Origin of the sequence: Aquimarina spinulae (genome assembly GCF_943373825.1) — a bacterium.
GTDB classification, from domain to species: domain Bacteria; phylum Bacteroidota; class Bacteroidia; order Flavobacteriales; family Flavobacteriaceae; genus Aquimarina; species Aquimarina spinulae.
This window is the reverse complement of the sequence record NZ_CALSBP010000001.1, coordinates 422621-436413: the sequence shown is the minus strand read 5'-3', so window position 1 is coordinate 436413 and position 13793 is coordinate 422621. Positions and strand designations below refer to the sequence as shown.

Genomic DNA, 13793 nt, shown 5'->3' with positions numbered 1-13793 from the left:
TTTAATATCTATAAGCTTATAATAAAGGCTGCCTTTTCAGACAGCCTTTTATAATAACAAACCTAATTTATACCTTAAATTAATATTTAAGGATTTGTAAAGTTTCTGTTTTTGTGTCTGTCATTATTTTCACAAAATAACTTCCAGACATTTTGATCTGTTCACCCAGAGTTATTTGTCCAGGGTTTTTTCTATATTTTTTATCGATCAACAATTTTCCTTGTAGGTCATAAACTTTTACTACTAAATCTCTCTTACCCAATGTTGATGTATTGATCACAAAATTCTCGGTAAATGGATTAGGAGAAATAGTAATGGTTTTATCTAGGCTATACTCATTGCGATTTTTAACTCCCATTACTTTGGTAGTAATCGTTTGATTTGGATTCGTCTGATATGCATAATCCAAAATAGTGTATGATAAGCCATCATTAGCTACAGATATATGAAACCACCCGTAATGTGTGTTACCACTAATCTTAAAAGTAAACCCTACAAAACCAGATTTTCCTTTCCAATCGGTATAATCTGAAGAACTTATGATGTAGCTATTAGATTCTGCTCTAAAATTACTGGCACTATCAATTCCTACCCCTTCTCCTATCAATGTCACATTTTTACTAGTGTCTACACAAACAAGATCTTTATCATAAGTAACCAATCTCACAGAATTGCTAGTATACCAGGCACCATAATCTTTATTATCTCCCGTTTCTATTCTGAAAAATTCCCAGGTATTTGATGAGGTAACGGTTATATCATTAATATCTACATAGACCACTCCTGTATCTGTATTACAAGGAGCACAAGAACCACCGCAATCTATTCCCGTTTCATCTCCATTCTGGATGCCATCATTACAAGTAGGTGTAGAACCTGTTCCTATAGAGATGGTATAATCTTCAACTTCGCCATAATCAAAGGAACCACATGGTGATGGGATTGTATTGTATCTCATTGATACTCTCATTCTGGTACTTCCATTTTTTGCACTATCAGGAATTGTGAAGCTTCCATTTACAGAAGTATCTTTTGATGCCACTTTGCTCCATACTTGTTCATTAGGGTCTTCAAAATCCCCATCTTGATTATAATCAACCCATACGCTATAAGCTTCAGAGTAAACTGTACTAGCCCATTTTGGAGTTATCGTAATCGTATGAGCAATTCCTTTAGACAAGGCTGTCGATACAGAGGTAAAATCATTATACCCTCCACTTCCTGCTGCAGAAATTTTATCAATAGCTCCTAATTGAACTCGACCAATATGTTCTGCAGATGGGTCATTACCATTAGCTGCACAGTAAGTCAAAGTAGCACAAGGAGTACATGAACCACCACAGTCTACACCAGTTTCATCTCCGTTTTGAATACCATCATTACAGGTAGGTGTCGTCTGGCAAGGAGTACAAGAACCCCCACAATCTACACCGGTTTCATCTCCATTTTGAATACCATCATTACACGTTGGCGCTGTGCTATTTCCAACATACACCGTATAATCTTCTACTTCACCCAAATACGTATCATTTCCGCAAGGGTTTATTTTATCTTTAGATCCATACCCCATTCGCACTCTCATTCGTAATGGAGTCCCTGTTAAGGCAGAAGAAGGCACCGTTACTGTACCATTATAGGGCCCAGGGCCGTAAAGAGAAAACACTTCTTCGTCTGTATCTATAAAATCTCCGTCCTGATTCCAATCGATCCAGGCTCCAATTGCATTATATGACCAGTTCTCATTTATAGTTTTTATAGTCAATGCAACTTGTTCCCCTTTTTGAACAACTGTAGATAAATTGGTATGATCCGAATAGGGATTATGAGCTGTACTGTTATTGATATCACCAAAAATCACCTGAGTAATGTGTAACTTACTATCTTCATTAGATGCGTCACAAAAGGTTATTGGTGCTTTTTCTATATTTAGCGTTACCGATTTAGAATCTGTTGCACCATCATTATCATATGCTGTGATCGTTAATTCATGTTGTCCCGGAGACAGAAAATTTAATTTATTGATATGAGTCCATTGATAAGGAGCTACATAATCTGTAGAAATTAATTCTCCATCTACTTTTAATTCTGCTTTTTCGACTTTTTCATCATCTTTTATAACAGTTTCTACAGCTATATTTTCTTTTTGAACAAAATTCTGTCCGTTAGAAGGTTTCAGTAATGTTATTGTAGGAGGAGTATTAACAGGAGCTGGATCATTTGTTACTATAATTGAATAATCTTCAATTTCTCCAATACTGTTTTGCGTTCCGCAAGGAGTTATATTATCTTCTGCTCCATAACTCATTCGTACCCTCATTCGGGTTGTGCCTAATTTTGCACCAGACGGAGGAGTGATTTGTTGATTATATGGTCCCGCAGCATATTTATGAAAGACTTCTTCTCCAGCATCTACAAAATCTCCATCTTGATTCCAATCAATCCACACTCCTAATGCATTATAACTCCAATGTTCGTTTTGTACTGTAATATCTAATGTAGTACTTTGATTGGTTCGTATTATTGCTGCCAACGAGGTATAATCTACATAAGATGTTGTATATCCCGAAGTATTCTCGAAATCACCTAATTGAATTTTAGTGATATGTACATCATCTCCTCCTTCTTTATTGGTGGCGCTACAATATGTATTCGTACCAGAAGAGTATACTTTAATATAATTCTGAATCGTCTTTGTATCACTGCTTCCTGCAGTTCCTTTTGCCGTTAAAGTAACATTATACTCTCCTGGAGAATTATATGTTATCTGTGGCGTTTGTTGATCGGTTACACTAGAAGGAGATCCAGAAGGAAAAGACCAGTCAAGACCTGTAATATGCCCCGTAGATTCGTTTACAAAATCTATTTTCCCTCCTGCAATAGTAGTCACATTTGTAGCCGAAAACTCTGCTACCGGATTATCACTAATATCGGCATCCTTAAGTGGCCCTGTGATTATAAAATCGGCAGAACGGCTACCTGATGAATTTAAATTTTTAAAATACCCTACAGTATATTTAAAATTATTTACAAGTTCATTTTCTCTTAGCTTCAATATAACATTGTCTAGCTGTTTAGCAATATCTTTAGGAGCTGCTCCTGCACCAGACCCCGTTATTTTACCTTCTATTTTAAAACGTCTATACGATTTTTCGGCATCCATCGCAACCGAAATATTACTGGTATTGGGTAGGTTTCCTATTTCATTTTGAATTGCAGAAGGGTTTCCTATACTAATTTGATTATCATCAGACCAGTTGGTCGTTGGTTGCCATCCTGTAACTTCTTCATTTTTTACCTTATTTAAGAAATTATTATACGAAGTTTCTCCATTATTTCTAAGTTCACTTACAAAATTATCAAATCCAGAAATGTCATTATTTCGAGTATAATCAAAAAAACGTTTTAAATAGTCAAAATTGTTAAGATACCAATTGTACCAGGCCGCGTTTCCGTAGGTGTAATGATAAAAATTTCCACTCGTATAGCTCGAGTTAAAAACAGTATTAAGCGAAGGCCAACCCGATCCTTTATTGATGATAGCTCTGGTATTTTGCGCTAACATTTGTACTCCATTGGTATCTGTAGATCCAGCAAAAAAATCGGCCATACCTTCTTCATACCAAACTAATCTACTATTCTTATATATATCTGATGATCCCCAATTACCTGGTACCAAATACCTTCCTTGCAAATAATGACAATATTCATGTCTAAATAACGATTCCAGAGATAAAGAGCTTTCTACTCCAACAGTTCGATCCCAAGTATAAAAAGTCGCAATCCCTTCGAGATACATTCCTCCATTATCAGTACGAATACCAAATAACAATGGTGCATAATCATCATATTGCTGTTTAGAACCAAAAACAATCATGTTAATGGTAGTATTAGTATCTCCTGCAACCGGTTCATCTGTTTGTAATAATCTAAAAAATTGACTTTGTACTTGTTTAGCAGCATGATACAAATTTTGTATTTTTTCATCACTAAGAGGAGTACGAATGATCATTTTATCATCATCATAAGATACTGTCTTTGGAAACAAATACTCTTCTACTTCTTGCCGTATAGATAATGGATGTTGACAAAGGTTATACGCACTACAATCTCCATATTGATTCAAAGCCATTTTTGCCTTTGCCCAACTAGGAGATAATTTGGGGAAATAATTGGTTATAGCAGCCAGGTGACTTTGTATGTTTCCTATAAGTTTATCTGATTTTGCTAGTATAGCCAATGCACCTGTCGCATTTTGCCACAAATATTGAAAATCTCCTCCTTTATTAATTAATGCACTATTCACTGCTGCCTTTCCTAACAAATCAATAGATTGTTTGTCACTATCCAGTCCGTTTACAAAATCATCAGTTACACTATTGTAAAAAGCATTATAAACCGTATTCATCCCTTTAGTATACGCTTTTTCTATATCTGGATCTGTAATAGATTTCCAGGTTTCGTTAACCGCAAAATCTCGTAACACTCTTTCAAAAAGATTAATAGAAGCTGTTTTATGACGTGATTTTAAATCTCCTGCCACTATAAGTATTTCCTGTAATACATCCATAGCATATACACTATGCTTAAGAAGTGACGAGTTACTTCCCAAACCGGCGATTGCCTCATGTATTGTACTATAAGTATCTGGTGTTAAATCAATTGACGTTTGATTAAAATCCAGATAAATAGCAATATGTAGGTAAATTGTTAATCCATATATTCCTGTACTATTGGTCCCATTATAGGAGGATGCCAGACCTCTTACTTCATTAGCTACAGCTTTTACCTTGGTATTAGAAAAAATACTAGCTGAATAGGAACTATAGTCAAATAAATCCCTGTAGCAATCATAATCATGAGTTTGTCTCATAGCACTAATTAGTGCAGAAGTAGACAAACTCCCCCATTCTGCATTGGTACTATATTGGCATGCTGCTTTTTTAGCGATTCCAAAAGTATTGTCTTTGGCTTTAACACTAGGAATATGGCCGTCATTTTCATGCGAAACTCTCGAGCAATGATCAGATGAATGATTTGACGACTTGGGTATCGGTTTGTGGTGTTGAGCAAATGATAATTGGATTATCATTATAAGGCTAAAAAGTAGCCATATTGTTTTTTTCTCATATAGAGAATACTGTAAAGATTTCATAAGATTTGTGTAAATAAAATATCCCTCGATCTATTATAGGTTTATCGATCAGGATAAATAAGTTAAGTTTTAAATAAATAAGTATTTCTCGAGAGTAAAGGATATTCTTTATACTCGAAAATAGGAAATAAGCCCTTTATAATATTGTCTATACATAATACAACACCATAAATCAATAGTCGTTTAACATCTATATAAACGAATATGCTATTTACCGTTTACTAGATGTTTCTTTGCCTTTTTGTTATATGCAAAAACCAAAGTGTGTGTGTTTTTAAAAATAAATCACGCCCAAACAATTATGCTGAGTCAGTATCTTCATAAACACCTTGAAGTGTAGGAATAATTTCGTTCTTATGTTCCGAAAACGAATGTAGTTGATTGTTTTTCATTGTTTTAAAGTTTGTGTTTCTTAGTTGATATAAAATTAGTTGATTTAAAAAATGATTATCAATAGTATATTATCCAAAGTTGATTTAATGTTAACCTTAATTTGATCGTTTACCTTTTTTAATAGCGTAAATAGTATTTCATAAATCAAACAAGCTTATAATCAGGAGAAGTTCGATCAAAGAAAAACATTTATTTTACGAGCTTAGAACAGCTTATTTGTTTTTTAGAATAAAAGAACCATCCAAATTTGTATTTTTGCACGAAATTTTATGCATACTGATGAGAATTCTATTCTCCATATTGTTATTTTTTTCTTTTGCCATACGCCCCGCTATGGAAATCAGTACTGTACTCTACTACCAACTTAATATTGATATTATTGTAGAAAAATATTGTGTAAATAAAGAACGTCCTCGTCTTAATTGTAATGGTAAATGTTATTTGATGAGTCAAATGAAGGCGAAAACACAATCATCAAAAGAAAATTCTGACATTACTATTATAACGGAAGCTTTTATTCCGTTATTTTTTCAGGAAAACACAATACAAATAAAAAACACAAGTCCGTTTGTTTCTGAACATACTCAGAACTGGAAATTAAAAAACTGTTATCTAAAAACGATTTCCAAAGATATTGATCACCCTCCCGAGTATATCTTTTCTTAATTACACACCATATTTTGAATTTAATTTTTGAATAGATCATCAGTTCTTATTCAAACATTACTATTACAAAAAATTCAACATTTTTTAATATTTAAAAGACGATACTTTCTGGTATCAGTACTAAGATTTTTAGTTGAATAAACACATAGTAAAATTCAAAAATCATCAACCTATATACCTCGACAAAGAAAAAGTTAGGCTCTTTGTTTGGTTCTGTATGAAAAGGTTTTTGAGTTCAGACTATTTGTTTTCGGCTTACTACGCCTAAAAACGTGGTGTTTTTAATGGTATCCTAATAATTAGGAAAGAATCGTCATTGCAACTCATTATATACAATGAAAAACATATTAGTTTATGCAGTTACCCTATGTTTAGGAGTATACGGCTATACACAACAATCATATAAAGGAAAAATAGTAGATCATACTAACAATCCATTATCAGGGGCAACTATTATTGAATCTAATAGTACCACTAATGGAGTAATGAGTGACTCGGAAGGAGTTTTTAAAATTACATTAGAAAACTCTACTGAAGTCACTATTAGTTTTCTGGGATATATCCCCAAAAAAGTAAATTTAACAAATGCTTTTAATACCATTAGATTAGCAGAAAATAATGTAGCCTTAGAAGAAGTTTTGGTAACCTCTGCCAGTAGAGAAATTCAAAAACGTTCTGAAGTACCGGGGTCTATTGCTTCAATACATACGCAGGCAATTGCCGAAACCAAAGCCTTCGGCATCGATCAATTGGTAAATCAGGTGCCTGGAGTATTTATGTCTACTTCACGATCAGCAAGTAATGAACAACATTTTATGGCTGTTCGTACTCCTATTTCTACAAAAGCGTTGTTCTTATATCTGGAAGACGGTATGCAAATTCGACCTACTTCGGTATTTAATCATAACGCATTATTAGAGATGAACAATACCTCTTTTGGTCGTGTTGAAGTATTAAAAGGTCCGGCTTCAAGTATTTATGGTAGCGAAGCTATCGGAGGTAGTTTTAATTTTATTACCAAAAACCCAACAGAAAAACTTAGTGGCGGTATTGGTTTTCAAATTAATGACTTAGGACTAACTCGGTATGAGTTTGAAGTTTCTGATCAAACCAGTGAAAACTTCGGTTTTTATCTGGGAAGCCATTATGTACAGCGTGAAGATGGTCCTATAGAACATAGCGATTATGAAAAACTGGCTGTTACCTTTAAAACGGTGTATGATATTACCGAAACTGCGAGATGGACAACTGTTTTTGATCTTGTAGATTATCGATCTGACATGTCTGGTTCTCTAAGTGAAACCGATTACAATGAAGGGAATTATGAAAGTGATCAAACGTTTACCGAAAGAGAAGCAATTACATTTAGAGCCAGAACTACACTAGACAAATTTTGGAACGATGCCAATAAAACTTCATTCAATTTTATGGTTAGAAATAATCGAATGGATCAAATTCCTTCCTATAGAATACGTCAATTTAGAAATCAGGGGCAATTAACAGGATTAGGCTCGGGAGAAGTAAACTCTAATCAGTTTAAAAGCTTTGTAGGATTAATTCAGCATAAGTTAGATTTCAACTTTGCCAATTCTTCATTAATCATTGGTACTACTGCAGATTACTCACCACAAGATTATATAGCAGAGACCATACAAGTCGTTGTGGATCCCGAAACAGGGAGAAACCTGGAGTATGCTGTTAATTCTAGAGATTTTATCCTTAATTATAAAGCTAACATCTTTAATTATGCAGGTTTTTTTCAATATGAGATATCACCTGTAGAAGCCTTAAAAGTCACTGCAGCACTACGTTATGATGGTTTTGAATACGATTATGACAATCAAGTTGAAACCGTAGGTGTAAATGATGCTGTCGATAATTTTAATAATCTAACTCCAAAGTTAGGTGTCAATTATAACTTTAATACAAAAACCGGGGTGTATGCAAACTATTCACAAGGATTTGCACCTCCTCAGGTTTCTACATTGTATCGCAATCGAAATGAACTACTAAGTATAAAACCAAGTCGTTATCATAATTACGAACTTGGAGGTTATTTTACTATTCCTTCAAAATTAAAATTAGATGCTGCTATTTATCTTCTCGAAGGGCAAAACACCTTAATTACCTTAAGAGATCAGGATGACAACTTTTTTAGCACCAATGCTGGTAAAACCCAATCATATGGTATTGAGTACGGTATAACCTGGATACCTATAGAAGGGTTATCGATAACTCATAATGGTAGTTATGCACAGCATCGTTATGTAGAGTTTTATGATAGAGGAATTGACTATTCTGATACCGACAGAGAAACGGCTCCCAATCTATTGGGAACTTCTTTAATTACTTATCGTAAGAAGTATGAAAGTGATTTTGGATATAGTATAACGGCAGAACACGAATTGGTAGGTAAATACAATACCAGTTTTGAAGATCAGATAGACAATCAAGATGGTACTTTTGATACTGCGACCTATGGTGGACATTCTGTTTTTAACCTTAGAGCTACCATTCATTATAAAAGTTTCGAAATATGGGGTCATGCGCTTAATGTTTTTGATGAGTTGTATGCCGCCAGAGCCTCATTTAATAGATTTAGAGGAGAAAATAGTTTTACGATTGGAAACCCGAGAGCTTTCCATCTTGGAGTGAAGTATACCTTCTAATAACCCGTCCTCGCAGGTTTTAAAAATCTGCGAGGACTAAATTTAGTTAAGAAATGAAAAAAAATAAAAAATTAAATCAATGGCTATGGAAATGGCACTTCATTGCTGGATTAATATCTCTTCCGTTTATCATTGTACTTTCTATAACCGGCGGGATATATCTATTCAAAGCAGATTATGAGGCCTCGAAACAAAAGCATATTAAAGAGGTCATTGTACAAGGAGCTCCTATTTCTCTACAAAAACAGTGGGAAATCGCAAACAAAAATGCTATCAAAAAGCCCAATACAATGGTTCTAACTTCTACTGCTAACCAAGCCACTGAGTTTATATCTGGTCGTTTTGGTGGTAAAAGCAGTTTGTATGTAAATCCATATTCGGGAAATGTTTCTGGAGAAATCATCACCAGAGATACAAACATGTTTAAAATTAGAAAACTGCACGGTGAATTGCTCACAGGTAAATTTGGAACCAAAATCGTTGAACTTATTGCTAGTTGGATGGTGGTTCTAATACTCACCGGGTTATATGTTTGGTGGCCCGATCGTGGTCGCAAAATAAAAGGTATTTTTATACCCAGAACAAACGAAGGAAAGAGAACATTTTATAGAGATATACATGCCATTACAGGATTTTGGATTTCTGGATTATTACTCCTTATTCTGGCCGGTGGTTTTCCCTGGACAGATGTTGTTGGTGAGAATTTTAAAAATCTTCAAAAAATAACCAATACAGGCTACCCAATTACATGGAAAGGACATCAATTACAATCAAAAGATAAAGGAGATGCGTTAACATTAGATCAGATGGCAGCCAAAGCAGAAGCACTTCACCTTCCGGGAAAAGTATTCGTTCATTTTCCAAAAGGCCCTAAAAGTGTTTTTAGCGTGTCTAATGCAAATCCATCGGATCTGAATACTCAAAAAAAGATTCATTTTGATCAATATTCTGGCAAGCAAATTCTATCTAATAATTGGGATGACGTAGGGATTTTAATGCGTGGTCGAATGTGGGTTATGGCATTTCATCAAGGAGAGTTCGGAGCCTGGAGCTGGTGGTTGATGTTACTAACTGCAATAGCATTAACTATAATGAGTATTTCTGCATTGGTTTCTTATATATTACGAAAGCGTAAAGGAAATTGGGGAGTCCCAAAAGTACCCGTAACCTTCAAAATCGGGTATGGAATCATCATACTGATAGGAATCTTAGCCATCGTATTTCCTTTATTCGGAATAAGTCTTCTTTTGATTATTAGTACAGAATATCTAAGAAATAAAATAAAAAAGTCTTAATCTAATGTATATGTTAACTTTCATTCTAATTACAGCAATTTCATTTTGCCTCCTTTTGATTATGATGCAAATGCATAAAATGAATAAAATCGGACAGCAATACAAAGCGGCTAAGCTTCATAAGAAAAAGGAAAAACAATATCTTTGAAACGTTTAGACTAGCAACAAAACAAAAACTTAAAAAATTACAATTATGAAATTATCATTTTTATACGCAACCTCACTACTACTATTAGTATTCACTTCCTGCAATCAACTTTCTAAAGAAGAACAAGAATTTGATGTTCTCATGCAAAAAGTAATTGATGTGCATGATGAAGTTATGCCAAAAATGGGTGAAATGAGTAGTCTTATAAAAGATCTAGAAACTAAAATTGATACCACTGCTCAAGGGAAATCATATGCAAAAGCACAACAAGAAGTAAAAGATGCCTACGATTTTATGATGACCTGGATGAGTGATTTTAGCGACAAATTTCCTCATGAAGAAGAAGGCATCAAAACAGATCCTGAAAAAGTGTCTTCGCAAATAAAACTACTTAAGGAAGAAGAAGTTAAAGTAAATTCATTAAAGGCCCAAATCAATTCTAGTATTAAAAATGCAAAGCAACTATTAGAAAAGTCATAACGACCAGTTGCCATGTTATTTATAAAAATGTTTTACTTTAGCAATTGCAACAAATCATATTAAAGATCGATGAAAAAAATTATTTTATTTGTTTGTGTATTGTTTATTTCGACTTTGTCTATTCATGCACAGAAAAAAAAGGACCTTCTTGAAGAAATAAATAAGCTAAGAAAGGAATTAAAAACTACCGAAGCTGAGTTAAATGATTCTCGTAAAAAAGAAAAAGCAACATTAACTCAGGTTGAAACAATGGAGATACAAGTAAAAGATCTAAAAGAGACCAATGCTTCTCTTTTGACCAATATGAGTAGTTTTACCCAATTATCTAATCAGAAAGCTAAAAACTTAGAAACTTCTCTTGAAAGTCTTCAGGAAAAAGATAAACAGATTAAGACGATAAACGATGCTATTGGTAAAACCGATTCTACCAAACTGGCAACGTTAACCGTTTTAAAAAACGCACTTGGCAGTGATGCTAATATTGCCGTACAAAATGGTGCTGTGTTAATTACTTTGGCCAATACATTACTGTTTGGTGAAGATGATAATAATTGTGTTATTGAAGATAAAGCAAAAGGTGTCTTGGAAAAAATAGCAAATGCTTTAAATGCGAAACCCGATTTAAAAATCATTGTAGAAGGAAATAGCAATGCAATTAATTTTAAAGACAAAAGTATTAGCGATAATTGGGATCTTAGTACAAAACAAGCTGCATCGGTAGTAAGGACTCTACAGAATGATTTTAAAGTGGACCCAAAAAGAATGGATGTTCTGGGAAAAAGCGAATATGGTTCGCAAAGTATAGAAACTGCTACCAGAATTATAATTGATCCAAAATTTGATGAGTTCTATGGACTTGTTAAAGAAAACATGAAAAACGGATCCAAAAAGTAAAAAACATTACTGTTTTATAAAGAGAGACCCGGTTCATGTATGTAACCGGGTTTTTTATGAAATAATCCAACATATAAATTACAAACAAAATATAAGGCTTCAAATTGCTATGTAGCCCTTTACCCCTATCACAATATCTTCGGAAAAATGAATTCATTTTGAAAAAAGAAAGTAAATTATTATATTTACGTAACTGATTACGTAATTAATTATGCAAATGAATTTTTTTGACAATATTGGTATAATAGCAATTGGCACCAGGCTTAGAATGTTAAGTGAAAAGATGACAGAAGATGCTACGAAAATTTATGAAATGTATGATGTGGATTTAAAACCAAAATGGTTTCCTGTGTTTTATGTTCTGTCTCAGAATGGCGAGAAATCTATTACTGCAATAGCCAATGAAATTGGTCACTCTCACCCTTCTGTAAGCAAAATTGTTCGGGAGATGGTTAAAGAACAAATTTTATGTGAAAAGAAAGATAAAAATGATGGGAGAAAAAATAACATCGAACTGGCTCCCAAAGGCCGGCAGATAGCAAATCATATTAAAGATCAATATACCGATGTACAAAAAGCTGTAGAAGTTACCTTAAATCAAAGTAGGCACAATATGTGGCATGCTATTGAAGAATTTGAATTTCTTTTGGATCAAAAATCAATGTTTCACCGTGTAAAAGAAGAAAAGAAACTTAGAGAAATAAAAAAAGTTGAAATCGTTCCTTATGAGGCTAAATATAGAATCCCATTCAAGAACCTCAATGAAGAATGGATCACTACCTTTTTTAAGATGGAAGAAACGGATCGTAAATCTCTGGATCAACCAAAAGAATACATTTTGGATAAAGGAGGTGAGATATTAGTTGCATTATACGATAAAGAACCTGTTGGTGTATGCGCTTTGATAAAAATGGATGATCCTCACTACGACTTTGAACTTGCCAAAATGGCTGTTTCTCCAAAGGCAAAAGGTAAAGGTATAGGTTGGTTATTAGGGAAAGCTATAATCAAAAAAGCGCAATCATTAAATGCTCAAAAAATATATTTAGAAAGTAATACTGTATTAAAACCTGCCATTAATCTGTATCATAAACTAGGGTTTAACAAAGTAGCAGGGCACTCAACTCCATATGAGCGATGTAATATCCAAATGGAATTGATATTAGATTAAAATATGGCTATAATCTCGGCGTTGGCAGGAGTTGAATCTAAAATCCTTTCATAATGGATTTGTTTACTTGTTTTACCTCAGCTCCTCCACGCCGAATCATAGCCTGATATTTCTTTAGAATACTTAATTCGGGTCTTAAAAATAATAATTTGAATCCGTATTCCTACTCAGAAATTAAAGATTTGAATACACCTGATACATAATACAGGCAAAAAAATAATAATCGAAGAACTATTATTTTCGAAAAAAAGTATCAGTTTTTCTGAGAAATCGATGTATTTCATAAATATCGACAGAAATAAAACCAACTACCTGATTACATATAGATTACTTAAAATCAATATTTTAACAATACTACAAAAGCTAATCAAGTTCATTTTATCTCACCTTTTTTTCGTAACTTAATAAGATACTCACTTTAAACCTCTCAATCATGAAAACCTTAGTACTGATTCTATTAGGGGTGTGCTTTTTTTCTACTGTTACACGGCAGAATAAAACTACCGATATTGAGCCTTATAACCTTGAAGGTGTTTGGGAACTTAAACATCAATTTCTTTATGAAGATAACCAAATAAGTGATACTATTTTAAATCAAAATGGATATCGCCAAGTAAAAATGTATAGCAAAGAAAAAGTGATGTGGACCCGGTTTGATCCAAAAGACAAAAACGAATGGTTTGGCTATGGTACCTATACAATTAAGGATGGTATGCTCGAAGAACGCTTAGAATATGCTTCGGGGCCAATGATGAAAATCATAGACACTATTCAAGTTTTTAGATTTGAACTAATGATGAATTCTAACTCTTATCAACAAATTAGTATCGATAAAAACGGGCAATATACACTTGCCGAAAACTACAGTAGAATTGAGTAAATCCTTTTTAAGAAAATTAAATCAAAAACAATGGAGTCCAGATAT

At 33.6% G+C, this 13793-nt stretch carries 8 protein-coding genes; 7 read left to right on the top strand and 1 reads right to left on the bottom strand.

Features of this window, described 5'->3' with window-relative positions:
• Positions 1-79: 79 nt before the first annotated feature.
• The gene (locus tag NNH57_RS01970; RefSeq protein WP_108808577.1) at positions 80-5152 is read right to left on the bottom strand and encodes a GEVED domain-containing protein; all 5073 of its coding nucleotides are present in this window, start codon (positions 5150-5152) and stop codon (positions 80-82) included.
• Positions 5153-5878: 726 nt separating this feature from the next.
• On the opposite strand from NNH57_RS01970, the gene NNH57_RS01965 reads away from it, so the two are divergent.
• The 7 genes from NNH57_RS01965 (at position 5879) to NNH57_RS01935 (ending at position 13748) form a co-directional block, all read left to right on the top strand.
• Positions 5879-6211 (top strand): hypothetical protein, encoded by a 333-nt coding sequence (locus NNH57_RS01965; RefSeq protein WP_074407868.1) that lies wholly within the window; start codon positions 5879-5881, stop codon positions 6209-6211.
• A gap of 335 nt (positions 6212-6546) precedes the next feature.
• The gene (locus NNH57_RS01960; RefSeq protein ID WP_108808576.1) at positions 6547-8880 is read left to right on the top strand and encodes a TonB-dependent receptor; all 2334 of its coding nucleotides are present in this window, start codon (positions 6547-6549) and stop codon (positions 8878-8880) included.
• 53 nt (positions 8881-8933) lie between these two features.
• Positions 8934-10175: a PepSY-associated TM helix domain-containing protein gene (locus NNH57_RS01955; protein WP_074407870.1), complete on the top strand. Its 1242-nt coding sequence runs from the start codon at positions 8934-8936 to the stop codon at positions 10173-10175.
• Positions 10176-10368: 193 nt separating this feature from the next.
• On the top strand, positions 10369-10803 hold the full coding sequence (locus NNH57_RS01950) for a hypothetical protein (RefSeq protein ID WP_074407871.1): 435 nt from the start codon (positions 10369-10371) through the stop codon (positions 10801-10803).
• Between the two features lie 69 nt (positions 10804-10872).
• Positions 10873-11697: an OmpA family protein gene (locus tag NNH57_RS01945; protein ID WP_024770303.1), complete on the top strand. Its 825-nt coding sequence runs from the start codon at positions 10873-10875 to the stop codon at positions 11695-11697.
• A 217-nt stretch (positions 11698-11914) separates the two neighbouring features.
• Positions 11915-12868, top strand: a complete 954-nt coding sequence (locus NNH57_RS01940; RefSeq protein WP_074408560.1) for a bifunctional helix-turn-helix transcriptional regulator/GNAT family N-acetyltransferase — start codon at positions 11915-11917, stop codon at positions 12866-12868.
• Between the two features lie 433 nt (positions 12869-13301).
• Positions 13302-13748: a hypothetical protein gene (locus NNH57_RS01935; protein WP_074407872.1), complete on the top strand. Its 447-nt coding sequence runs from the start codon at positions 13302-13304 to the stop codon at positions 13746-13748.
• Positions 13749-13793 lie beyond the last annotated feature (45 nt).